The 23,445-nt window shown below is 47.3% G+C and carries 23 protein-coding genes and 2 other annotated features; of the genes, 4 read left to right on the top strand and 19 right to left on the bottom strand.

Translation table 11 applies throughout. From position 1 onward, the window contains the following. Window positions 1-15: 15 nt before the first annotated feature. The gene (locus N179_RS07545) at window positions 16-396 is read left to right on the top strand and encodes a DUF3899 domain-containing protein (RefSeq protein ID WP_035396667.1); all 381 of its coding nucleotides are present in this window, start codon (window positions 16-18) and stop codon (window positions 394-396) included. 56 nt (window positions 397-452) lie between these two features. Further along, window positions 453-658: a binding site (T-box leader), on the top strand. Window positions 659-709: 51 nt separating this feature from the next. Continuing rightward, a complete protein-coding gene (gene trpS, locus N179_RS07550) occupies window positions 710-1,711 on the top strand; it encodes a tryptophan--tRNA ligase (protein ID WP_023468898.1) in 1,002 nt (333 codons plus the stop codon). Window positions 1,712-1,808: 97 nt separating this feature from the next. Here the strand turns inward: trpS and N179_RS07555 are convergent, their stop codons facing one another. From N179_RS07555 to recD2, 15 genes are all read right to left on the bottom strand, one after another. Further along, window positions 1,809-3,452, bottom strand: coding sequence for a peptide ABC transporter substrate-binding protein (locus tag N179_RS07555; RefSeq protein WP_023468899.1), 1,644 nt, complete (start codon window positions 3,450-3,452; stop codon window positions 1,809-1,811). Window positions 3,453-3,656: 204 nt separating this feature from the next. Beyond that, window positions 3,657-5,084 (bottom strand): peptide ABC transporter substrate-binding protein, encoded by a 1,428-nt coding sequence (locus tag N179_RS07560; RefSeq protein WP_158024756.1) that lies wholly within the window; start codon window positions 5,082-5,084, stop codon window positions 3,657-3,659. A gap of 223 nt (window positions 5,085-5,307) precedes the next feature. After that, entirely contained in the window at window positions 5,308-6,546 is a 1,239-nt protein-coding gene (gene fabF / locus N179_RS07565) for a beta-ketoacyl-ACP synthase II (RefSeq protein WP_023468901.1), read from the bottom strand. A gap of 1 nt (window position 6,547) precedes the next feature. Continuing rightward, window positions 6,548-7,492, bottom strand: a complete 945-nt coding sequence (locus tag N179_RS07570) for a beta-ketoacyl-ACP synthase III (RefSeq protein ID WP_023468902.1) — start codon at window positions 7,490-7,492, stop codon at window positions 6,548-6,550. A gap of 107 nt (window positions 7,493-7,599) precedes the next feature. Continuing rightward, window positions 7,600-8,298 carry a 5'-methylthioadenosine/S-adenosylhomocysteine nucleosidase gene (mtnN, locus tag N179_RS07575; protein WP_058713810.1) on the bottom strand — a complete coding sequence of 233 codons (699 nt, stop codon included), beginning with the start codon at window positions 8,296-8,298 and terminating at the stop codon, window positions 7,600-7,602. A 52-nt stretch (window positions 8,299-8,350) separates the two neighbouring features. Then, window positions 8,351-8,824 carry a transcription elongation factor GreA gene (gene greA / locus N179_RS07580; RefSeq protein ID WP_029342224.1) on the bottom strand — a complete coding sequence of 158 codons (474 nt, stop codon included), beginning with the start codon at window positions 8,822-8,824 and terminating at the stop codon, window positions 8,351-8,353. 56 nt (window positions 8,825-8,880) lie between these two features. Beyond that, window positions 8,881-9,528 carry a uridine kinase gene (gene udk / locus N179_RS07585; RefSeq protein ID WP_023468905.1) on the bottom strand — a complete coding sequence of 216 codons (648 nt, stop codon included), beginning with the start codon at window positions 9,526-9,528 and terminating at the stop codon, window positions 8,881-8,883. 16 nt (window positions 9,529-9,544) lie between these two features. Continuing rightward, entirely contained in the window at window positions 9,545-10,183 is a 639-nt protein-coding gene (locus tag N179_RS07590; protein ID WP_023468906.1) for an O-methyltransferase, read from the bottom strand. Window positions 10,184-10,254: 71 nt separating this feature from the next. Further along, the gene (gene mltG, locus N179_RS07595) at window positions 10,255-11,403 is read right to left on the bottom strand and encodes an endolytic transglycosylase MltG (RefSeq protein ID WP_058264763.1); all 1,149 of its coding nucleotides are present in this window, start codon (window positions 11,401-11,403) and stop codon (window positions 10,255-10,257) included. Between the two features lie 78 nt (window positions 11,404-11,481). Next, window positions 11,482-11,775 carry a DUF1292 domain-containing protein gene (locus tag N179_RS07600; RefSeq protein ID WP_023468908.1) on the bottom strand — a complete coding sequence of 98 codons (294 nt, stop codon included), beginning with the start codon at window positions 11,773-11,775 and terminating at the stop codon, window positions 11,482-11,484. Next, window positions 11,762-12,049 (bottom strand): DUF1292 domain-containing protein, encoded by a 288-nt coding sequence (locus tag N179_RS07605; protein WP_023468909.1) that lies wholly within the window; start codon window positions 12,047-12,049, stop codon window positions 11,762-11,764. The genes N179_RS07600 and N179_RS07605 overlap by 14 nt, the downstream gene beginning before the upstream one ends. A 14-nt stretch (window positions 12,050-12,063) precedes the next feature. Then, window positions 12,064-12,486 (bottom strand): Holliday junction resolvase RuvX, encoded by a 423-nt coding sequence (gene ruvX / locus N179_RS07610; protein WP_023468910.1) that lies wholly within the window; start codon window positions 12,484-12,486, stop codon window positions 12,064-12,066. Further along, window positions 12,483-12,752 carry an IreB family regulatory phosphoprotein gene (locus tag N179_RS07615; RefSeq protein ID WP_029342229.1) on the bottom strand — a complete coding sequence of 90 codons (270 nt, stop codon included), beginning with the start codon at window positions 12,750-12,752 and terminating at the stop codon, window positions 12,483-12,485. The genes ruvX and N179_RS07615 overlap by 4 nt, the downstream gene beginning before the upstream one ends. A gap of 34 nt (window positions 12,753-12,786) precedes the next feature. Further along, a complete protein-coding gene (gene alaS / locus N179_RS07620) occupies window positions 12,787-15,429 on the bottom strand; it encodes an alanine--tRNA ligase (RefSeq protein ID WP_058713808.1) in 2,643 nt (880 codons plus the stop codon). Window positions 15,430-15,486: 57 nt separating this feature from the next. Beyond that, window positions 15,487-15,697 (bottom strand) — a binding site (T-box leader). Between the two features lie 42 nt (window positions 15,698-15,739). Next, a complete protein-coding gene (gene recD2 / locus N179_RS07625) occupies window positions 15,740-17,965 on the bottom strand; it encodes an SF1B family DNA helicase RecD2 (protein WP_023468913.1) in 2,226 nt (741 codons plus the stop codon). A 116-nt stretch (window positions 17,966-18,081) separates the two neighbouring features. Between recD2 and N179_RS07630 the strand changes: the two genes are divergently transcribed. Continuing rightward, window positions 18,082-18,630, top strand: a complete 549-nt coding sequence (locus tag N179_RS07630) for a VOC family protein (RefSeq protein ID WP_023468914.1) — start codon at window positions 18,082-18,084, stop codon at window positions 18,628-18,630. Between the two features lie 45 nt (window positions 18,631-18,675). Here N179_RS07630 and N179_RS07635 read toward each other — a convergent pair whose 3' ends face one another. From N179_RS07635 to cymR, 4 genes are read right to left on the bottom strand one after another with little or no spacing between them, the layout of a single operon-like run. Further along, window positions 18,676-19,341 (bottom strand): tetratricopeptide repeat protein, encoded by a 666-nt coding sequence (locus N179_RS07635; protein ID WP_023468915.1) that lies wholly within the window; start codon window positions 19,339-19,341, stop codon window positions 18,676-18,678. A 13-nt stretch (window positions 19,342-19,354) separates the two neighbouring features. Next, on the bottom strand, window positions 19,355-20,476 hold the full coding sequence (gene mnmA, locus N179_RS07640; RefSeq protein WP_023468916.1) for a tRNA 2-thiouridine(34) synthase MnmA: 1,122 nt from the start codon (window positions 20,474-20,476) through the stop codon (window positions 19,355-19,357). A 16-nt stretch (window positions 20,477-20,492) separates the two neighbouring features. Then, a complete protein-coding gene (locus N179_RS07645) occupies window positions 20,493-21,620 on the bottom strand; it encodes a cysteine desulfurase family protein (protein WP_055968693.1) in 1,128 nt (375 codons plus the stop codon). Window positions 21,621-21,633: 13 nt separating this feature from the next. Further along, window positions 21,634-22,041 (bottom strand): cysteine metabolism transcriptional regulator CymR, encoded by a 408-nt coding sequence (cymR, locus tag N179_RS07650; protein ID WP_029342236.1) that lies wholly within the window; start codon window positions 22,039-22,041, stop codon window positions 21,634-21,636. 60 nt (window positions 22,042-22,101) lie between these two features. On the opposite strand from cymR, the gene N179_RS07655 reads away from it, so the two are divergent. Beyond that, a complete protein-coding gene (locus N179_RS07655) occupies window positions 22,102-23,439 on the top strand; it encodes a replication-associated recombination protein A (protein ID WP_075642575.1) in 1,338 nt (445 codons plus the stop codon). The last annotated feature ends 6 nt before the right edge of the window (window positions 23,440-23,445 follow it).

Genomic DNA, 23,445 nt, shown 5'->3' on the forward strand with positions numbered 1-23,445 from the left:
AAAGGGGGATTTTTCATGCGATCGACCTATTTCCGACCGGTCATCACTGCGGTCATTCTGGTGTTACTTTATACGATATGGGCGACTATCATCGATTCGACGCACGGTATTATATACCATCTATCCGGTGGGTTGTTCATTGGAGGCTTTTTGCTGATGGCAATCGGATTCTTTTCCAACATGTCGGCTAACGGCTTCTTCCGTGGCATGACAGCTGGATTTAAAAAACAACGGGAAGCAAAGCTTCGAGAGATTGATGGCGATTACTACGAAGATGATGACGAAGAGGAAGAAGTCCTCCGTAAAAAGCAAAATCGGGCTTCTGCGCGAACAAAACCTTATGTATCTAGCGGTGTCATCTTCATTATCGTATCGCTGATCATCTCTTACTTTTAATCGAAATCACCGTGACGTGTCTTCTATCGTATGGTAAACTTAAATGAATTAAACAAGAAAACACGACGACAAAGAGTAGTAACTTAGGTACATCCCTTTCAGAGAGTCCATGGTGCTGAAAATGGACAGGTGATGCCTACGTGAATGGACTTTCGAGTGGCTGACTTGAATCAAGTAGAGTCAGATGGGGTTGCCCATTACAGCAAATTGAGCGGCTATGCGAATAGCAACTTGGGTGGCAACGCGATGATTCGTCCCTTGATTTTCAAGGGACGTTTTTTATTTTGATTTTATTATTTGGAGGGATTTCACTATGAAAACGATTTTCTCAGGTATCAAACCAACAGGAACAGTGACACTCGGAAATTACTTAGGTGCCATGAAACACTTCGTTAACTTACAGGACGGGCATGATGCGTATTATTGCGTCGTTGATTTACACTCGATCACGGTCGATATCGATCGTGTCGAACTGATGAACAATACACGTGCACTCGCTGCACTTTACATCGCAAGTGGTCTGAATCCAGAAAAATCAACGATCTTCGTTCAATCAGAAGTCAAAGCACATGCGCAGCTCGGCTGGATGTTAACATGCCTCTCCGGGATGGGTGAGCTCGAGCGTATGACACAGTATAAAGATAAATCTCAAGGAAAAGACCGGATTGGAGCAGGGTTGTTCGTTTACCCAACACTCATGGCAGCCGATATCCTACTCTATGATGCGGAACTCGTTCCGGTCGGGGATGATCAAAAACAACACATTGAGTTAACGCGCGACCTAGCTCAGCGTTTCAATAGTCGTTACTATGAGACGTTCACATTACCAGAACCAATCATCGCTGAGTCAGGAGCTCGGATCATGAGCCTGACGACGCCAGACAAAAAGATGTCAAAATCTGATCAGAATCCAAAAGGCTTCATCTCGATGCTTGACGCACCAGACGTCATTCGTAAAAAAGTAAAATCAGCCGTCACGGACTCGGAAGGTATCGTCAAATTCGATCGAGAGAACAAACCAGGTGTGTCGAATTTGCTTGAGATCTACTCCCTACTCGCTGGCATCTCGATTCCAGATCTCGAAACTAAATATGAAGGTTCGAACTACGGAACATTTAAAGAAGATGTCGCCGAAGCGATCATTTCGGAACTTGAACCGATTCAACAACGCTACTATGAATTGATTGATTCGGAAGAACTCGATCAGATTCTTGATGCTGGGCGTGACCGTGCTGAAGCCGTTGCCGCTAAAAAACTCGCGAAAATCGAGAAGGCAATGGGCTTACAGCGGAAGCGTGCCAAAGTAAAAAAATAAGTTTTTCTCCAAAAGAGATCGGAATGCTCCGGTCTTTTTTGATATTTCCAAACAAAAAACTACTTCCGGATGAAATCGGAAGTAGTTTTTATTTTGCTTATTTTCCTTCGATCGAAGCCCATTTGTAAGAGAAGTCTGCGCCGAAGTTATGCTCGACGACTCCTTTGACGTATGGTTTAACGAGGAATGCACGTCCACGCTGATAAACAGGTGAGATCGCTGCAGAATCAAGAAGGATTTTCTCAGCTTCTTGCAATTCAGACCAACGTTTTGCTGCATCTGTTTGTGTTTGTGCGTCTTTGATGAGTTTATCGTACTCTTCATTTGACCATTTACCACGGTTGTATGGTCCGCCAGTGACGAAGAGATCGAGGAACGTCATTGGATCTTGATAGTCAGGACCCCAGCCCGCTACTGAGAACTCGAAATCGCCTTTGTTCTCAAGATCAAGTTTGTTTTTGAACGGTTGTTGCTTGATCGTAACCTTCATACCTGGAAGGTTTTTCTCAAGCTCGCCTTTCAAGAACTCACCAATTTTCTTCGAATCATCGCTATCATAGTTCAAGAGTTCAAGATCAACCGATTTTTGACCGATTTCTTTTAAGCCCTCTTCCCAGAGTTTTTTCGCTTCGTCTGCATTGTATTCGTTGAATGTTGGATACTTGTCACGGAAGTCTTTTCCGTCAGCGTCTTTCGCGAAATCTTTTGGTACAAGATAGTTTGCTGGAAGTGATCCGTTTGCAAGGATAACATCCGTGATTCCTTTTTTGTTGTAACCCATATCGATGGCGCGACGGATTTTTTCGTTATCAAGTGCTTTTACCTTTGTGTTGAGGTAAAGGTAGAAGATTGTTGATTCACCTTTTGTTTTAAACTCTTTATTGTCTTTGTACTGAGCAACAAACTCAGAAGTTAGACCTGTACGATCGATGTCACCTTTTTCGTAAAGGTTAACACCTGTCGCTGTCTCTTTAACGACCTTAACGTTGATCGTTTTAAGTTTGACCGCATCTTTATCCCAGTAGTTATCGTTTTTAACCATTTTCCAGCCTTGCTCACGTGTCCACTCTGTTAATTTGAATGGTCCGTTATAGAGCGACTTATCTGCAGTCGAACCGAAGTCTTTCCCGATTTTCTTCGAAAGTTCTTCTGATTTCGGCATGAATGGTCCGAATCCAGTGAGACCGAGGAAGTAATCTGCAGGTGCTTTTAACTTAACTTCGAGCGTTTTGTCATCGACTGCTTTAACACCGACAGCATCACGATCGCCTTTTTTCGTGTTGTACTCTTCTGCACCTTCGATATTGTAGAAGACATATGCATACTGTGAAGCGTTCTCAGGATTTAGAACTTCTTTCCATGCATATTCGAAATCTTTTGCCGTAAGTGGTGTACCATCAGACCATTTCGCATCACGTAATTTGAACGTGTACGTCAACTTGTCGTCCGATACTTTGTGGCTTTCAGCAATACCTGGTGTTGGTTGCTGCTTGTCATCAAGACGGTACAGACCTTCCATTGTGTTATTCAACACGTTGAATGAGACTGAGTCCGTCGAAGTCGTCGGGTTCAGTGTAGGAATATCAGCTGATTCAATCAAGTTAAGCGTTTGTTCACTTGATTTTTTGCTTGAACCTGTGTCGCCCGATTTGTCGCCTGAATCCGTTGTCGAACAAGCTGCGAGGAACGCACTTGATACGAGAGCTACAGATGTAGCTAGAGCAAAGCTTTTCTTCTTCATGTTACGATGACCCCCCTAAAATTCTAAAAGCATGATACTGTCAGGTTTTTGACCGAAAAAAAAGAATTACTATATTCGAATCAAACCCTTCGTTACAAATAGTTTACAATGTTCTGATAATTTTGCAAACCTTTTATCCGATTTTTCTAAATATTTTTTCAAAAAAGACTGGGACCACACGCAAAAATAGTCCCAGTTAAATAATTATTTTAGAATTTTCATCGATCGAAGTAGGTATTCTGGTCCATAGATGGGGACTTCAATTCCTTGAATCGTATCAGAAACATATAATTTTTCAGTCGTCTGATACAAAGGAACGATGACAGCATCTTGTTTAATTAAACGTTTTTCCGCTTGATGATACAGTGCTTGTTTTTTCTTTACATCTTGTGTCTGTCGTGCTTTTTCAATCGTCTGATCATACGTATCGGATTGATAGTTTACGGAATTTAACGGATTATCCGAAACGAACTGATTCAAATACGCAAGTGGACCTGGATAATCTGGCATCCAACCTGTAAGTGTCATCGCATATTGTGCTGATTGTTCTTTATTTATTTTCTCTTCAATCGCAACGGGTTTAAGGACGATATCAATATTAGGCAACTGTTTCTCAAGATACGTCTCGAGCTGTTTCCCGATCCGTTTTGCCTGTGGATCATCAAAATTAAGCATCTCGATTCGTTGTTTCTTCTGTTGTTTACCATTTTCTTTTTTTACTTGTACCGGTTCTGTCATTAATACATTCGTATCTGTAACAACGAATCGATTCGTCGGAATGCCTGCATATCCTAAAGGAAGTTGAACGGACTCTTTTTCCATCAAGGCGTAAGCAATTCGTTGTCGGAGTGTTTTTTCGCGGAAGGCTTCATTTTTTTGATTAAATGCGATATAAAAGACACCGCTCCGCTTTTTTTGATAGGTTGGTCGAGAGACTTGATCTTCTTGTGTCTCGACACTCTCTTGTAACGGAAGAATCGCTGCTTTACTGTTCTCATACGTACTCCATTGCGTCTGATGATCAAAGATGATGCGACTTTTCACTTTCTCGACCGTGACAACATTTTGTTGATGATACTGGTTGTTTTTCTTAAGCGTATATCCGTTTTTCGACATCTGTTCTAGTGTAAACGGACCATTACCCGTGAGCTCCTGCCACTTCTTAGATTCCGGTTGGGGATAAAAGACGGACATCGCGAGTAATTCTTTTAGATTCGAAACCGGCTGATTCAGCGTGATGACAAGTTGATCGCGTCCTTTCGCCTTTACACCTAAACGCTCTGGCTTCATTTTTCCGTCGTTGACGGCACGTCCATTTTCAAACACTTCAAATAAAAAACCATAAGGAGAATTCGTTTTATTAGCTGCTACACGTCGGAAACTATCGACAAAGTCTTGTGCCGTGATCGACTGACCCTGCGCATTTTTCGTTTGTTTGAGTTGAATCGTATACGTCAGACGATCCTTTGAGACTGACATATCCTGTGCTAATCCTCTACGGACGGATGTCCCAGAAGTAAAGACATATAATCCTTCATACAGTTGTGCTAACAGTGTCTGAGAACGGCTATCCGTCGCTAACGCAATATCGGATGTTTTCGGGAGTGATGATTCAATTAATTCAACCTTCACTGCTTGGGTCTCCTGATCTGTTTTCGTCTTTTGAGATGATAGACGATATATGAGCGTACCACTGAGACCAATCAATAAAAATAGGATCAGTATCAGGATTGATGTTTTTCTTGTGATGTTAGTCATAAACGACTCCTTTCTGCGTCAAACACGCATTTCTCTATTGAATCAGAAAATCAGCAAAAAAGCGACCCCCTCGTTTTTCCAAGGGAATCGCTTAAGCTTAAGCTTCGTAACGTTTGAAGACGAGTGATGCGTTGTGTCCACCGAACCCGAGCGAGTTGCTCAGGGCGTAATTCAATTCGACGCTCCGTGCACCTTCCGTCACGTAATCAAGATCACAACCTTCACTTGGCTGTTTGAGATGAATCGTTGGGTGAACGGTTTGTTCTTGTAGCGATTTAATCGTCGCAATCGCCTCGACCCCACCTGCGCCACCAAGCAAGTGACCAATCATCGATTTCGTCGAATTGACGACGAGTTGTTTTGCCTGTTCACCGAAGACACTGTGGATCGCTTTCGTTTCAAGAATGTCGTTCATCGGTGTACTCGTTCCGTGTGCATTGATATATCCGACTGCTCCTGGTGCGATACCTGCATCTTGGATTGCCATTGCCATCGCACGTGCTCCACCGTCTCCATCTGGATCTGGAGCTGTGATGTGGTAGGCGTCAGCTGTTAATCCATACCCACTGACTTCGGCATAGATTTTTGCGCCACGTGCTACCGCATGCTCGTACTCTTCAAGAATCAAGATGCCTGCTCCTTCTCCCATGACGAATCCATCACGTCCTTCGTCAAACGGACGGCTTGCTGTCTCAGGATCGTGATTCGTTGACATCGCTTTGTTGGAACAAAAACCAGCAAACGCTAAGTTCGTGATTGGTGCTTCCGCTCCACCAGCGATCATGACATCTGCATCGCCCCGTTCGATGACACGAAGTGCTTCCCCGATCGCATTCGTTCCTGAAGCACATGCTGTGACAGAACAGTTATTCGGCCCCTTGGCTCCGGTATAGATCGATACCTGACCGCTTGCCATGTTCGGAATCATCATCGGAATGAAGAACGGGCTGACACGACGGTGTCCGCGCTCGAAGTAAATTTTTGCTTGTTTCTCGATTGTCTCCACGCCACCAATCCCTGATCCAATCCAGACACCTGCACGTTCAGCAATCGACTTGATATCAATTCCAGCATCTTTTACAGCTTCCATGCTTGCGACAAGTGAGTAATGAACGAAGCGGTCCATCTTGCGTGCTTCTTTCGCCTCGATGAATTCTGTCACGTCGAAGTTCTGCAATTCGCCAGTGACCTTTGTTGGATATTCATCGATATCGAGACGCTCCATCGGTCGAATCCCGTTCGTTCCTTCTTTTAATGCTTCCCAGAATGTATTAGCATCGTTCCCGATTGGTGTCAGTGCTCCGATTCCTGTGACTACAACGCGTTTTCTCATCATCTTATGTGTTCTCTCCTTTAGTCCAAGTAATGTATGCTGCTCCCCAAGTCAATCCGGCACCGAATCCAGCAAGTACGAGCTTCGTACCAGGTGTCAAGCGTCCTTGTTGACGTGCTTCTTCGAGCGCGAGTGGGATTGAAGCAGCCGATGTATTCGCATGCTCATCGATGGTGACGATGACTTTCTCTTGCGGTATATGCAGTCGTTCGCACGCTGCATCGATAATTCGTAGGTTTGCCTGATGCGGAATCAAGATATCAATGTCTTCGAGTGTGCTATCCGCTTTTTGAATGACTTTTTCAACGATTTCCGGTAATTTGCGAACAGCGAACTTAAAGACTTCACGACCATTCATCTCGATTGGTCCATCGATGTCCTTAAATAACAAATGTGCTCCGCGTCCATCTGTTCCAAGCTCAAAGGCATTAAGACCCTCTTGCTCAGTTGATCCGATGACGACTGCCCCTGCACCGTCTCCAAATAAGATGGCAGTTGACCGGTCTGACCAGTCGACGATACTCGACATTTTTTCAGCACCGATGACGAGCGCATGTTTTCCTTCGACTGTTGCTAACATGCTAGCAGCTGTTTGTAATGCAAAGATGAAACCACTACATGCCGCACTAATATCGAATGCAGTCGCTCCGCGTGCTCCAAGACGCTCTTGAACGATACAGGCAGTAGACGGAAATGCTCGTCCTGTTGCCGTTCCGACGACGATCAACCCGATGTCCTCTACTGTCAATCCAGCATCATCAAGCGCTTTCTGAGCAGCTTCTGTCGCTAAGTCAGTGACATCCACATCATCGGCTGCAATCCGTCGTGCCCCGATTCCTGTCCGTGTCCGAATCCATTCATCGCTCGTATCGAGCGTCGTTGCTAATTCATCGTTCGTCACGCGGCGTGACGGCAAAGACGTTCCTAATCCTACAATCCCGATCTTCATAAGGCATCCCCTTTTGTTATTAGTATCTGGTACTAATATAAAGCGTTAATATACTTTTGTCAAAGAAAAAAGGAAGAGCATGGTCTCCCTTGCCCTTCCCCCATACCTCATTCTACTAACGTCCGTACGACTTCCATGACCATTTTAGCGGAATTGATTGACGCAATCTCGAGGAATTCATCAAACGAGAGTGACGCTTCTTCATTGGCGCTATCTGAAATCGACCGCGTTACGACGAACGGAACACCGAACTGATGACAGACCTGTGCGATTGGTGCTGCTTCCATCTCGACGGCTGCGACTTCTGGGAAGTGCGCCTTGATTTGAGCAGAGCGCTCTGAATCGTGGATGAATGAATCGCCTGTCGCAATTAATCCATGAACGACGCGAATCGCATCCATCCGCTCGATGACGGCTTCTGCCGTTGCAACAAGCTTCGGATCTGCTTGATAGGCAGCTGGCATTCCAGGTACCTGACCATATTCGTATCCAAATGCCGTCACGTCGACGTCGTGGTGACGTACTTCTGTTGAGACGACGACATCCCCGACCGTTAAGCCTTCCTTGAATCCACCTGCTGAGCCCGTATTGATGACAGCACTTGGTTTGTAGTGGTCTAGCAATAATGTCGTCCCGATCGCAGCGTTCACTTTCCCGATTCCTGACTTCAAGATGACGACAGGAACGCTATTTAAAAGCCCTTCATAAAAATGATAGTTTGCGATGACTGTATCTTTACGTTCTGATAACTCATTACGCAATAAGTTGACTTCCTCTTCCATTGCGCCGATGATTGCGATTGGCATAATTCATTCCTCCATCAAACAGAAAGCCGGATTGCTCCGGCTCCTGTGTTCTTTATTTGATCGATGTAATTTTTACTGCGTATTCGCCGCCTGGTGCTGGTACAGAGACTTGATCTCCGACTTGGTGCCCCATTAAACTTTTCGCGATTGGTGATTCGTTCGAGATTTTACCCGTGAACGGATCTGCTTCGGCACTACCGACGATCGTATACGTATCTTCTTCGTTATCTTCGACACTTAAGAAAGTGACCGTCGTTCCGATACCGACGACCGAGATATCCTTCTCTTCTTCTGAGATGATGGCAACATTACGAAGCATCTCTTCAAGTTGAGCGATCCGGCCTTCGACCATCGCTTGCTCTTCTTTTGCTGAATCGTACTCAGCGTTCTCTGAAAGGTCACCGAACGAACGGGCGATCTTGATGTTCTCGACGACTTCTTTCCGGCGGACTGACTTCAATTCATTCAATTCATTTTCAATGTTCGCTTTACCTTCAAGCGTCATGTAGTATTGCTTTTCTGCCATTTTTGTCACGCTCCTTTTTATTCCACTAGTATAGTATATTCACATCTTTTTTGGAATCAATATCCTCTTTGATCGAGTGCTGAACGATAATCAAGAATCGCTCGAATCTTCGTCACGAGTAAATCGATCGCGACATGATTCTCGCCGCCTTCCGGTACGATGATGTCCGCATACCGTTTTGTTGGTTCACAGAACTGCAGATGCATCGGACGAACGACGTTCGTGTACTGCTCAACGACTGAGTCGATCGAACGTCCACGTTCGTTGATATCACGTTGCATCCGACGCAAAATGCGAACGTCCGCATCCGTATCGACGAACACCTTGATATCCATTAGTTCCCGTAACCGTTCGTCTTCAAGCGCTAAAATTCCTTCTACGATGATGACATCGCGTGGTTCGAGACGAATCGTTTCTTGTGCCCGCGTGTGGGCGACATAGTCATATACCGGTTTTTCAACGGCAATGTTTTCACGGAGCGACTGAATGTGCTCAATCAACAGACCATTATCAAAAGCGAACGGGTGATCATAGTTTGTCTGATACCGCTCCTCCATTGATAAATCACTTTGATCTTTATAATACGCGTCCTGCTCAATCATGACGATTGATTCACTTGGGAACGCATCGACGAGTGAACGTGCCACCGTCGTCTTCCCTGAACCCGTTCCGCCCGCTACGCCAATTACTACCGGTTTTTGCATGTCATTCGTTCCTCCATCATTTCGACTTTTTCCGACTGACGGATACACCGTCACCGAGCGGAAAAATCGTCGTATCGTATTGTTCTTGTTCCATCATCCAGACCGTGAATTCCTTGACGAGACGCACGAGTCGACGTCTTCTTCGATCGAATGTCTTCGGATCAGACTCGAGGACATCTCCGTGTAAGAAGAGATTATCCGTATAGAGCACGCCGCCCTCAGGAATGAGTCGCCCATATCCTGCAAAGAATTTTTTATACTGTCCTTTAGCTGCATCAATGAAGACCGCATCGAACTGGTCTTCAAGCGTTTCGGCTAATTCTACTGCATCACCAAAAATGATGTCAATCCGGTCCGCCACATCTGACCGGGCGATGAAGGTTTTTGCTTCTTCATACCGCTTTGCATTTCGTTCAATCGTCGTAATGCGCGCATCCGGTAGCGCACGGGCCATCCGAATCGCACTATATCCGATTGCGGTTCCGACTTCTAAAATGCGCTTCGGTTGTTGTAATCGCAATAGCGATAACAAGACTTCGGAACCTGTCAGTTCGATGATTGGTATATGATGTTCTTCCGCATAACGCTCCATTTCTTCTAACAGAGCATCTCGAGGATGAATCATTGATTCGACATAGGTCGTGAAATCATTCACGCCATTCACTCCCTCTTCCGCATAAACAGGTTGACTTGAAGCGAACTTCCCGCTTCAACCCAACCCGTTGCTCATTGCTCTTTACTCGCTTCGTATTCCACCCATTCCGGCTTATACTTAACGACGTTTCGTTGATGTTCTTCATATGTCTCTTCGTATAGAATCTGTCCTCGTGGATGTTTATCACTTGGTGGACGGGCGAAGAAATAGACATATTTCGTTTTATTCGGATTTAACACGGCAAGTACCGAATCCTTACTGACCGTTGAAATCGGACCAATCGGAATTCCTTCGTACTTGTACGTGTTGTACTTCGAATTGTTCTCGAGATCCTTCAGCGTCGTTAAAGCCGTATTTTCACCTGTGCCATACCAAACCGTTGGATCCGACTGTAACTTCATACCGTCATCCAATCGATTTTTAAAGACACCAGCGATTTCACGACGATCATCTGCTGTCGCCGCTTCACGCTCGACCATGGAACCGAGACTGAGTACTTCATGGAAGGTCATGCCAGACTTTTGAATGGCATCCTCATTCTCATCGTAGACTTTTTCTGTTTCATCGAGCATCGTCTCGACGATTTGATCAATGCTTTTTCCTTTATCAAACTCATACGTTGCTGGGAAGAGGTACCCTTCAAGTGCATACAGGACACCATCTTTTTTCACTTCATCCGTCAACATCGGATATTTTTCAATCATGCTGTCGATGAATGTCGCATCCGTCAATTCTTTACGGACCGTCTCTTCCTTGAAGTTCGTTGCTTTCGCGATCAAAGCGATTTGACGATCCATCGTGATGCCTTCAGGTAACGTGATTTTCACATCCGCTGCCTTCATGACCGTTCCCGTCTTTAATTCATTGATGATTTCATCCGGGGACATGGCTTGTGACAGTGTATACGTACCCGCCTGGAATGACGATTCATTCTTATAACGGACGTAATAACGGAAAATCGTCTCGTTCGCAATCAAGTCTTTTTCCTTTAGTAAGGAAGCAATCGTACTCGTCCCTGCTCCTAAAGGAACTTCGACTTTGACGGATTTCGTCGCTGCTTCATCGACTGGTTCAAGCGCATTTTTCAAAAAGACATAGACGACCGCACTGGCAACTAGAAAAATCGTCAACAATACAGAAAGGATGATTAGCGTAATCCGCCGTGATGTCCGGCGTCGCCTTTTTTCGATTTCGGCATTTTGCTTCCATTCGTTCTCCATCGGTTCCTCCTTCTTCTCTTAAAACAAGGTGACATCGTAAGAGAAAGTCTCTTACGACGTCACCTGTCATGAGTCGGGTTAGTCTAACTGATCTTCGAGCGTGTTAAAGACTTCTTCGATTTCATCCCAAGTCGCTGTATCATCTTCATCGATCGGTACGAGGTTGAAGTCGTTGTCTCCATCACCGTATTCGTCAAGTTCGTAAACGAAGATATCGACTTCTTCTGCTTCGTCATAGTCTGCTCCGATTGGCTCAAGGAAGATGTATGTCTTACTCGAACGTGGGCTTTCGTAACGCAGACGTTCTACGAATTCGAAATCATTTCCTTCGCCGTCCGGAATTACGTAACGTGTTGGTTCATTCTGTTGCATCAGTGATCCGCTCCTTTAACGCAAGCTCGAGTTCATCCCAAGTTTGCTCATCATTTTCATCGATCAGGCTCAATTCGAAATCATCTTCGCCTTCTCCATATTCATCGATCTCACAGATGATCAGATCATCTGCTCCTTCGTCAGGGTTACCGATCATTTCAAGAAACAGATAGGTTTTTCCTGTACGTTCACTCGAGTAACGGTACCATTCTTCGAAAAGATGTTCGCCGCCCTCTTCATCTGGAAAGAGATACTGACGTTTTTCTTCAGCCATCGGTTTCTCCCCCTTCATCGATTCGTCCGATCCAAGTACGATTGCAGGATCATGACGGCAGCCATCTTATCGATGACTTGTTTACGCTTTTTACGGCTGACATCGGCATCGATCAGCATCCGTTCTGCTTGCATCGTCGTCAACCGTTCATCCATGAAGACGACTTCAAGCCCGGTATGCTGTTCGATTTCCTTCGCAAAAGCTTCACTTGCTTCTGCGCGGGGACCGATGGAACCGTTCATGTTTTTCGGAAGACCAATGACTAGGATTTCGACATTGTATGTCTTCATGATGACATCGAGCCGTTTGAAGGCTTCTGGGTAATCCGGTTCCGTCCACTTGACCGTCTCGACGCCTTGCGCCGTCCAGCCCATCAAGTCACTGACCGCTACCCCGATCGTCTTCGAACCGACATCTAGTCCCATTGCACGTTTCATTTTGAATTTCCACTCTCCGCCAAATAAGATTTCACGAGTTCTTCGAGCAATTCGTCGCGTTCAATCTTACGAATTAAATTACGTGCGTCATTATGACGAGGAATGTAAGCAGGATCTCCTGAAAGGAGATAGCCGACGATTTGGTTGATCGGATGATATCCTTTTTCTTCTAAAGCATGATAGACCGTCAACAACACATCACGTGTCGCTGCTTTGTTATCGTCTTCCGGAAAGTTGAATTTCATCGTTTGATCCATCTGACTCACGTTCATCACCTCTTTCATATACACTACGTTTCTATTATGCCAGTGATTGCACGTATTGTGAAGCGTACGCGAGTGCTTCTTCTAATTTCGACGCATCTTTTCCACCAGCTTGAGCCATGTCAGGGCGACCGCCACCGCCACCACCGCAGCGTGTTGCGACTTCCTTGATCAATTTACCAGCATGATAGCCTTGGTCGATTAAATCTTTTGAGACGCTTGCGACGAGATTGACTTTCTCGCCTTGCGCACTTCCGAGAACGATGATTGCCGATCCGAGCGAGCTCTTCAACTCGTCCATCATACCGCGAAGAGCATCCATATCTGAGACGTCGACCCGTTTCGCAAGCACACGCACGCCATTGATTTCCTCAACATCGTCCTTCAATGAAGCAGCTTCGATGTTCGCGAGTTTTGCTTGCAACGATTCATTCGCCCGTTCCGTCTCACGGAGCTGTTGTTGCAGTGCTTCGATGCGAACAGGAACTTCTGTCGTCTTCGTCTTCAAGACAGCTGCTGCTTGTTCGAGTGTTTCCAAGTGTTGATTCATGACACGATATGCGCCTGCACCCGTTACCGCTTCGATTCGGCGTGTACCTGCACCGATACCAGACTCTGAAACGATCTTGAACAAGCCGATTTCTGCTGTGTTCCCGACGTGGATACCGCCACACAACTCGATCGAGTATGTGCCTGCTGAGACGACACGGACCGTTTCACCGTATTTCTCACCGAACAATGCCATTGCGCCTTTTGCTTTTGCATCAGTGATGTTCATCTCTTCGATATCAACCGGTAGTGATGCCCAGATTGCTTGGTTGACGTCTTGTTCAATCTTCGTCAACTCTTCTTGTGTCACTGCACCGAAGTGTGAGAAGTCGAAACGAAGACGATCTGGAGAAACGAGTGATCCTGCTTGGTTGACGTGTGTTCCGAGCGTATCTTTCAATGCTTTATGAAGCAAGTGTGTTGCCGTATGGTTTTTCGTGACGGCTTTACGCTCTGCTGCTTCGACTGTTGCAACGACGTCTGCAGCTTCCGTTGCGATCCCTGTACGAACGATGACCGTATGCAAGTTTTGACCGTTTGGTGCTTTTTGAACATCTTTGACATCAAGAACGAAGTCTTTGCCTTCGATTGTTCCTGTATCCGCGACTTCACCACCACTTTCAGCGTAGAACGGTGTGATGTCAAGAATGACTTGTGCTTCTTCACCAGCAGCGACTTCTGTGACTCGTTCTCCATCATGCAACAATGCGATGATTTTCGCATCCGCCTTAAGGTCGGTATAGCCGACGAACGTACTTTTATCTTTTAGCGTCGAGAGGACTTCCGATTGCTGTTGCATCGAACCACTCTCTTCACGCGCTGCACGTGCACGCTGACGTTGTGCATCCATCGCTAGTTTGAAGCCTTCTTCATCAACAGACATCTGATGATCTTCCGCATACTCGACTGTCAATTCGAGTGGGAAACCATACGTGTCATACAGACGGAACGCATCTTCGCCACTGATAACATGCTCACCGTTCGCCTTAGACGTCTGAGCGACTGTGTTCAAGATTGCAAGACCGTCATGAAGTGTCTCATGGAAACGTTCTTCTTCGTTTTTGATGACACGTTTGATGAAGTCTGCTTTTTCTGGAACTTGTGGGTAGAAGTCGACCATGACATTCCCGACCGTATCGACGAGTTCATACATGAACGGACGTTCGATTCCAAGCATCTTCGCATAACGAACCGCACGGCGTAGTAAACGACGAAGGACATATCCACGACCTTCATTCGAAGGAAGCGCACCGTCACCGATTGCGAATGACACAGTACGGATGTGGTCTGCGATGACCTTGAATGCTACATCGAGTTTCGAATCATCACGGTAGATTTTACCGCTGATCTCTTCTGTTTTGTGAATGATCGGCATGAACAGATCCGTATCGAAGTTCGTCGGCACGTCCTGCATGACACATGCCATCCGTTCGAGTCCCATTCCTGTATCGATGTTTTTACGCGGAAGTTCCGTGTAGTTGCCGTGTCCATCGTGGTTATACTGACTGAAAACGATATTCCAGATCTCGAGATAGCGTTCGTTTTCGCCACCTGGGTAGAGTTCTGAATCGTTCGGATCGTCTCCAAAAGCAGGTCCACGGTCGAAGAAGATTTCCGTGTTCGGACCAGATGGACCTTCACCGATTTCCCAGAAGTTATCTTCAAGTGGAATGATCCGCTCAGCCGGTACACCGAGTTCAAGCCAGATTTGACGCGCTGCGTCATCTTCCGGGTGAATCGTGACCGAGAGACGTTCCGGGTCAAGACCGTACCAGTCATCACTCGTCAAGAGTTCCCAGCCCCATTTGATTGCATCTTCACGGAAGTAATCACCGACAGAGAAGTTTCCGAGCATCTCGAAGAACGTATGGTGACGTGCTGTTTTCCCGACGTTTTCGATATCATTCGTCCGGATTGATTTTTGTGCGTTGACGATACGTGGATTATCAGGAATGACACGACCATCGAAATATTTCTTGAGTGTCGCAACCCCTGAGTTGATCCACAAGAGCGATGGATCCTCGACCGGTACGAGTGAAGCACTCGGTTCGATCGCATGCCCTTTGCTTTGGAAGAAATCAAGATACATCTGACGGATTTGTGCACCCGTTAATGGTTTTAGAGCTTTCATGAACAGTTACCCCCATTGGTTTTATTTGGACGCAAAAAAGCGATGCCTTCATCCCTGAAAAGGGACGAAAGCATCGCTTCCGTGGTACCACCCTCGTTCGTAAGCAATCCATTGCCTACCTCGAACATCTGATAACGGGGATGACCCGCAGGTGTTTACACCCGACTCCGGAAGGAGCTTCAAAGGGACTCGAGAAAGTGATTGCAGCAGACTCACTTCTCTCTGGACTCGAGTTTTCCTTTTACTTATCTTCCATCAACGTGTTACGTCCATTCATCTATCGTGATTATTACCTATCACACAGCATCCGTCAAGTCTTTGTCACCCCACCGAGTCGTTCAATCAATCGTGTTCGGCGCCGCGGCTCCTCTTCTTGCGACGCTTTATGAAACGCTCGTGGGTCGCCGAACAATAATAAACTCGACTTCGCACGGGTGACCGCCGTATAAATCAAGTTTCGGGAATGCTTGAATGCCCCCGTGAAATAGACCGGCATCAAGACGATCGGAAACTCGGACCCTTGTGCCTTGTGGATCGTAATCGCGTAGGCATGCGTGAATTGATCCCAGTCACTCCGGTTGTACTCGACTTCCGTCTGGTCGAAGCGGGCGATGATCTTATCCACCTTGTCGACGTTCTCTTTGGCGAAGAAGATATTGACGATTTCGCCGATATCTCCGTTATAGACGTTCTCTTCCGCATTATTGACGAGCTGAAGAATCTTATCCCCGGTCCGGTAAATCCGAGTGCCTTGTTTGACTTCGCGTTTTTTCGGTTCCTCCGGATTGTAGACGCGTTGCAAGGCGACATTCAGTTCGTCGATTCCGACCTGCCCACGGTAAGTCGGTGCCAGAACCTGAACATCGAATTTCGAATACCCTTTTGCGAGTGCTTTTTCCGCGAAGGCTGAGATGCCGCGTAACGTCTCTTGCGGAGACGCGGTGTAAAAGCGACGATCCGCAAGTGGTGATAACAAATCAGCTGACGTCGTCCGGTTCTTCAAATCATGCGCGAGCCGTAAAATCGAAGAATCTTCCGCTTGGCGATGGACGACGTTCAAACGAACGACGGGAATCCCTTCCGTATCCATCAAATCTGCCAGCACCTGCCCTGGACCGACGGATGGTAACTGATCGCGGTCACCGACGAACAAGATTTTCATACCGTTCGGCACAGCACGGAGCAGACTCGATAACAAGTAGATATCAATCATCGACGACTCATCGATGATCAGTACTTTCCCGGTGATCGGCTGATCTTCATTTAATTGGAAATTCGTTCCGTCATACTTCAACAGACGATGAATCGTCATCGCTGGGACGTCCGTTGCTTCCGACAAACGTTTAGCGGCGCGTCCGGTCGGTGCAACAAGGACGTACGGATAAACATCTCCCGTCTTGACGCGACTCTTCTCAAGCGGCCAATCATGAATTTCTTGCAGGGCATGTAAAATTCCCTTGATAACAGTCGTCTTACCGGTACCGGGTCCACCGGTCAGGACCATCAGCGGTGCTTTGACCGCTAACTCGATCGCTTCTCGCTGTTGCGCCGCATATTCCATGCCAAACTGTTCTTCGAGATGCCCGATTGCTTCAAGGATCGTCGCGACATCGACTTCCTGTTCGGCACCGTTCGCCATGACGCGCGCCAGTTCCTTCGCCGCTCGGACTTCGGCATAAAAGATCGTCGGTAAATACAAACAGCCTTCTTCGAGCTTGACCTTATCTTCAGCGAGCAACAGTTCAATCGCTTGTTCTAGCCGTTCACCCGGGTCTTCACCAAGCAAACGGGGTGCTCGCTGCAATAGTGAGTCGACTGTCGCAAAGGCATGTCCCTCTCCTGCTTCTTGTTCTAATATGTGCATGATCGAAGCAGCGACGCGCTCCGGGTGTAATCCGACGAGTCCGAGATGTGATGCGATATGATCGGCTGTCTTAAAACCAATCCCATTCACTTCATACATCAAGGAATATGGATTCTCTCGTATTCGCGCCATGGCGTCCCCTTCGTAAGCAGCATAAATCTTTGCCGCTAGCTTCGGCGTAACATCAAATGGTGCTAAGAACAGCATCAACTGATCGACACCGTATAACGTGGCGAGTCGACTCAAGATGATGTCAGCTTGTTTTTGTTTTAACCCAGGCACCTGATTCAGTACCCGTTCATCTTTCAAAATGAGATCCACTGCCTCTTCTCCGAGAGCATCGACGATATTTTTCGCTGTCTTCGGACCAATGCCGGTGAACGAACCATTCGTCAAGAAGCGGATCGTCGCATGTTTTGTCATCGGAACCGATCGCCGAATCAGTTCCGCCTTCAGTTGTTTTCCGAATCGGGGATGATCGACGAGACGACCGAATGCTTGATACGTTCCTCCGAGTTCGATCCCAACCCCAGTACCCGTGATGACGAGCTCGGTTTCTTTCAGTTCAAAGTTCTTTTCTTTGACGGCGACCAATACAATGGAGTGTGCTTCTTCTTCAGAAGAAAAGAGCACACGTTTGACGCGCCCGACGACTTGATGGGGGTGCTCCATCACTCCACCTTCTTTCTCTCTTTTTCATTCGCTGCTTTCATCATAGCATTCGTTTACCGGATTTTAAATCAGGGAAAGATACCCTGAAACATTTCGTTAAGAGGAGGAGTTTAAGGATGGCACGTTTACCGATTGCAGGATTGTGTGAATTAGTACTTGAAGTCGAGGATATGGACCGTGCGGTTGGCTTTTGGAATGGGACACTAGGCATTCCAGTCGTCGAGCAATGGGCTCCTGAAGATGCGGAACCAAGTAAAGAACAATCTAAACAAGACGGGGTCTGGGCCACGTGGCTTTACATTGGCGGTAATACTCGACTCGGCCTGTGGCTGAAGCGAGACTTCACGATGGAAGAACGGACCGTCAAACACTTACCAGTGTCCGAATGGGACACGTTGTACGATGAAGGTGGTGTCCATGTCCACTGTGCTTTCTACGTTGAGAAGGACGAGTTCCAGCAAGCCTTGAATCAATTGCGGGAAGCATCAATCACCGTGAAGCTCAGAGAATGGGACGAACAGGAGACATCGAATCAAAAAGAACATTCTGCTTATTTCAAGGATACGGAAAATAACGTCATCGAACTGTACACGAAAAACATGGATGAAGCCTATGAAGACTTTTCCGGTCCACCACTTCGTGTCATCCGTGAAGTTGGGAATTAAATAGCATAAAAAAAGACGACTCCAGGCGGAATCGTCTTTTTTATATCAGTCTGCTTGTTTTAATAACGCATCCATCTTCGCTTTCGCGTCCCGCGCAAGGGCGTGTTCCGGCTGGTAGGCAAGAACGGCTTCGAGTTCTGCATAACAGGCTTCTTGTTGACCAAGGAAAGCAAGGGCAATCGCATAATTGTATCGTGCATCTGTATGCGTTTCGTCAAGCATCAAGACGTGCTCGAACATCTCGACCGCTTCTTCCAACTTCTCGTTTTGCGCTAAGGCAAGTCCGTATTGGAATGCGATCTCGATATCGACACCGTTTAGTTCTGACGCACGCTGTAAACGGGGCAACCCGCGGACTGGATCACCGAGTTTTTGATACGTCATCCCAAGCATGAAATGGAGATCCGCGTCGTCAAGTCCATATAATAACGCTGCCCGCAATGATTCCTCTGCTTCGACGAGTTGATCGGCAGCAAAGAACAGCGCCCCTTTTGCATAATAGGCACTCGCAAACGTGTTATCGATCATCAGTGCCCGGTCATAAAAACGAAGGGCACGATCAGCATCGTTCATCGATTGGAGTAATGTTCCAAGATTGACGTACGCTGTCGGATCTTTTGGATTTTCTTCGATCGCGTCGTTAAACGCTTGCGCTGCTAATTCATAATTTCCAGCTTCTAGATGCCGGAATCCTACTTCATTATAGTTCATCTTCTTTTGCTCCTTACGCTAGATAAGCGAGGCGTTCGCCTGCTTTATAGGCTGCATCGATCGTCGCACCACCGAGGCAGATGTCCCCATCATAGAACACGACTGCTTGTCCTGGTGTGATTGCTCGTTGACGCTCGTCAAATGAAACATCGAGTCCATCTTCGAGGACACGAACCGTGACGGTTGTATCTTGTTGACGGTAACGGAATTTCGCCGTACAACGGAATGTCTCACCGACCGGACGCTCAGATGTCCAGCTGACATCTGAAGCAAGTAACCCTTCCGAATACAACAATTCGTTATGGAATCCTTGATCGACATAGAGGATGTTCTCCTCTAAATTTTTCCCGACGACGAACCAAGGCTCTCCGTCGCCACCGATACCGAGTCCATGACGTTGCCCCATCGTATAGTACATCAATCCATCGTGACGTCCCATGACGTTGCCGTCAAGTGTCCGCATCTCACCGGGTTGCGCCGGCAGATATTGACCGAGGAATTGTTTGAAGTTCCGCTCGCCAATGAAGCAAATGCCTGTCGAGTCTTTTTTCTTCGCCGTTGCGAGGTTCGCTTCTTCTGCGATCCGGCGCACTTCTGATTTTTCCATGTGCCCGATCGGGAACATCGCCTTCGCGATTTGCTCTTGCGACAATTGATTCAAGAAATATGTTTGATCCTTGTTTGCATCAACGCCTCGAAGCAATTTATGTTCTCCATCCTCATAGACGGCACGCGCATAGTGCCCTGTCGCGACGAAATCGGCACCAAGACGCATCGCGTGATCGAGGAAGGCTTTGAACTTGATTTCCTTGTTACACATGACGTCCGGATTCGGTGTCCGACCGAGTTTATATTCATCGAGGAAGTACGTGAAGACCTTATCCCAGTACTCTTTCTCGAAATTGACTGCATAGTACGGAATGCCGATTTGATTGGCTACCGCGATGACGTCTTCATAATCTTCCGTCGCCGTACAAAAGCCGTTCTCATCCGTGTCATCCCAGTTTTTCATGAAGATTCCAATGACGTTATAGCCTTGCTCTTTTAATAAATGAGCCGTCACAGAAGAATCGACACCGCCCGACATCCCAACGACGACTGTCGTTTCACTCGGGGCTTTCGCTCGTGTATTCATTTATTTCACCTCTTAGTTAATTCTGAAACGATTTTACGACATCTTGCAAGGCTTGTGCGAGTAGTTCGACTTGCGCGAGCTCATTTCCGTGACCAAAACTGATCCGGACCGATGCTCGTGTCCGTTCATCTTCGCCATACATCGCCGATAAGACATGCGAAGGTTCGACGGATCCTGCCGTACATGCACTCCCGCTCGATACGGCCATTTGACGCATATCAAGCATGATCAGGAACGGTTCGATTTCAATCCGCGGGAAGTAAAGATTGAGGACATTCGGCAATCCTTCAACGCCGTTAACTTCGTAAGTGACGCCACTTTCATCCAATCGCGTTAGCAAAACGTTACGCAGTTGTTTGATGTGGTCCTGTTGTTGATCACGCTCTGCGATCATCAGTTCGAGCGCTTTCGCTAAACCGACGATTCCCGGTACGTTCTCCGTACCAGCACGACGCTTGCGTTCCTGTTCTCCTCCGAACGTTTGAGGCGCTAACTTCACACCAGTCCGTACATACAACAATCCGATTCCTTTTGGCCCATTGATTTTATGACCAGACGCGGATAAGAGATCGACCTGTAACGCTTCGACATCGATTGCTTGTTTTCCGAACACTTGCACCGCGTCCGTATGGAACAAAATACCGCGTTCTCGTAAAAATTGACCGAATGCCGCAATCGGCTGAATCGTTCCAACTTCATTGTTGCCGAACATGATCGAGACGAGTGTCGTATCTTCCCGTACCGCTTCTTGCAAAGCAGCCATTGAGACAACGCCTGTATCTGGAACATCGAGATACGTAACGTCATAGCCTTGTTTTTCGAGCTCTTCGAACGCATGCAAAACAGCATGGTGCTCAAACCGTGTCGTAATGAGATGACGCCCTTTTTCACGCGCCGCCTCAGCCGCACCGAAGATTGCATAATTATCCGATTCCGTTCCACCGCTCGTGAAAATCAGTTCGGTTGGTTTCGCGTTCAATTCTTGTGCGATCTGCCGGCGTGCTTTGTCAATTGCTGCCCGAGCAGACCGACCAGCCGCGTGGACACTAGATGGGTTGCCATACTGTTCGAGCAAATAAGGCGTCATCGCCTCAAGGACTTCCGGACGCATCGGCGTCGTCGCCGAGTGGTCAAAGTAATTCATTCGTTTTCACCTCTCAAATATAGAACATGTATCCTGTATCTTCTTCTTCCGCTAAGTCTTGTAGCGTCGTTGAATCGAGTACTTGATCGACTGCTTGCTGGATTTTATCCCACAGTTTGCGTTTTGTGACCTCGTCACACGCATCGCCTTCGACGACGACGAGTGGTCCTTCAAGCAGGCGGATGATTTCACCCGCTGTGATGTTTTGCGCTTCACGACCGAGCTTATACCCGCCGTAAGCACCGCGTACACTTTTGACGAGACCTCCATTACGAAGGGGGGCAATCAACTGTTCAAGATAATGCTCAGATAGGTCATACATCTGCGCGATTTTTTTTAGGGATAATGGTTTAGATTCAGCTTCTTTCGCGAGTGCGATCATGATCGTCAGACCATATCGCCCTTTCGTCGAGATTTTCATCATGCGAAGGATCATCCTTTCTAGTATAGTAGTAGCTAAAAGTGGAAGGAGCGTATGTGTATGGCACATTTATTTGAATCCCAGTCACCTGCCGGACCGCTCGCGAATCGAATGCGTCCGCAGAATCTGGATGAAATCGTCGGACAACGCCATCTGATTGGAGAGACGACGCTCCTGCGGCGTGCCATCTTAGCCGATCGTCTCGGAACCGTCATTTTTTACGGTCCACCCGGAACCGGTAAGACGACGCTCGCGCGTGTCATCTCCAGTTATACGAAATCAGCGTTCGAGCAATTGAACGCGGTCACAGCGAAACTGGAACAATTACGGGAAATTCTAAAAGCGGCCGAAGCCCGTCTTCAGTTCGAGGATCAAAAAACGATTCTCTTTCTCGATGAGATCCATCGATTCAATAAGATGCAACAAGACGCCTTACTGCCAGCGCTCGAAGCAGGTACGATCACGTTGATCGGGGCGACGACTGAAAATCCGAGTTTTGAGGTCAACGCCGCTCTGTTATCGCGGGCAACAGTCTTTCGTTTCGAGCCCCCGACAGCAGACGATTTACGAATCGTCCTCGACCGGACCCTAAAAGACGAAGAACGTGGTCTTGGCAAATATCCGATCACGATCACGGATGACGCGATCGATCATTACGTCAAGTTGTCGGATGGCGATTACCGGGCATTATTGAATGCACTTGAACTCGCCGTCTTAACGACACCGGAAATCGATGGTCAGATCACGATCGATCTCGCTGTCGCCGAGGAATCGATTCAACAAAAAGCATTGAAGTACGATAAGGACGGCGATCGGCATTATGATGTCATCTCCGCCTTCATCAAATCGATTCGGGGTTCCGATCCCGACGCTGCGCTCTACTGGCTCGCTGTCATGATTGAAGCTGGCGAAAGTCCGCGCTTCATCGTACGGCGTCTCTACGTCCATGCGGCAGAAGACATCGGTCTGTCTGATCCGCAAGCGTTATTGATGGTCGATGCCTGCGCACGCGCGTGCGAGTACGTCGGTTTCCCTGAAGCAAGGATTCCGCTCGCTGAAACCGTCTTATATCTCGCGACGGCACCGAAATCGAATGCTGTCATCTCAGCAATCGATCAAGCATTGACACTCGTCCGCCGTTCAGACGGCGGTCCGGTACCGCCACATTTGCGCGATGCCCATCATCCGGGGGCAGCGGCACTTGGGAATGGCGTCACCTATCAGTACCCGCACGACTTCAAACATGCCTATGTGCCACAGAATTACTGGCCGGAGAACCTTGCCCGGACAAAACCGGTCTTTTATCGTCCAAGCCCACGCGGTTTTGAGAAACAACTGCAAGCTCGACTTGATTTTTGGAACAAACAAACAGCCACACATCAGAAAAAGCGACCATAAGGTCGC

The sequence above is a fragment of the Exiguobacterium indicum HHS 31 genome, assembly GCF_001939065.1.
GTDB lineage: Bacteria > Bacillota > Bacilli > Exiguobacteriales > Exiguobacteriaceae > Exiguobacterium_A > Exiguobacterium_A indicum.

Coding starts and splice junctions, on each gene's coding strand:
- N179_RS07545 (WP_035396667.1), top strand. CDS start 16: ATGCGATCGACCTATTTCCGACCGGTCATCACTGCGGTCATTCTGGTG.
- trpS (WP_023468898.1), top strand. CDS start 710: ATGAAAACGATTTTCTCAGGTATCAAACCAACAGGAACAGTGACACTC.
- N179_RS07555 (WP_023468899.1), bottom strand. CDS start 3,452: ATGAAGAAGAAAAGCTTTGCTCTAGCTACATCTGTAGCTCTCGTATCA.
- fabF (WP_023468901.1), bottom strand. CDS start 6,546: ATGATGAGAAAACGCGTTGTAGTCACAGGAATCGGAGCACTGACACCA.
- N179_RS07570 (WP_023468902.1), bottom strand. CDS start 7,492: ATGAAGATCGGGATTGTAGGATTAGGAACGTCTTTGCCGTCACGCCGC.
- mtnN (WP_058713810.1), bottom strand. CDS start 8,298: ATGCCAATCGCAATCATCGGCGCAATGGAAGAGGAAGTCAACTTATTG.
- greA (WP_029342224.1), bottom strand. CDS start 8,824: ATGGCAGAAAAGCAATACTACATGACGCTTGAAGGTAAAGCGAACATT.
- udk (WP_023468905.1), bottom strand. CDS start 9,528: ATGCAAAAACCGGTAGTAATTGGCGTAGCGGGCGGAACGGGTTCAGGG.
- mltG (WP_058264763.1), bottom strand. CDS start 11,403: ATGGAGAACGAATGGAAGCAAAATGCCGAAATCGAAAAAAGGCGACGC.
- N179_RS07600 (WP_023468908.1), bottom strand. CDS start 11,775: ATGCAACAGAATGAACCAACACGTTACGTAATTCCGGACGGCGAAGGA.
- N179_RS07605 (WP_023468909.1), bottom strand. CDS start 12,049: ATGGCTGAAGAAAAACGTCAGTATCTCTTTCCAGATGAAGAGGGCGGC.
- ruvX (WP_023468910.1), bottom strand. CDS start 12,486: ATGAAACGTGCAATGGGACTAGATGTCGGTTCGAAGACGATCGGGGTA.
- alaS (WP_058713808.1), bottom strand. CDS start 15,429: ATGAAAGCTCTAAAACCATTAACGGGTGCACAAATCCGTCAGATGTAT.
- recD2 (WP_023468913.1), bottom strand. CDS start 17,965: ATGGAGCACCCCCATCAAGTCGTCGGGCGCGTCAAACGTGTGCTCTTT.
- N179_RS07630 (WP_023468914.1), top strand. CDS start 18,082: ATGGCACGTTTACCGATTGCAGGATTGTGTGAATTAGTACTTGAAGTC.
- N179_RS07635 (WP_023468915.1), bottom strand. CDS start 19,341: ATGAACTATAATGAAGTAGGATTCCGGCATCTAGAAGCTGGAAATTAT.
- mnmA (WP_023468916.1), bottom strand. CDS start 20,476: ATGAATACACGAGCGAAAGCCCCGAGTGAAACGACAGTCGTCGTTGGG.
- N179_RS07645 (WP_055968693.1), bottom strand. CDS start 21,620: ATGAATTACTTTGACCACTCGGCGACGACGCCGATGCGTCCGGAAGTC.
- cymR (WP_029342236.1), bottom strand. CDS start 22,041: ATGAAAATCTCGACGAAAGGGCGATATGGTCTGACGATCATGATCGCA.
- N179_RS07655 (WP_075642575.1), top strand. CDS start 22,102: ATGGCACATTTATTTGAATCCCAGTCACCTGCCGGACCGCTCGCGAAT.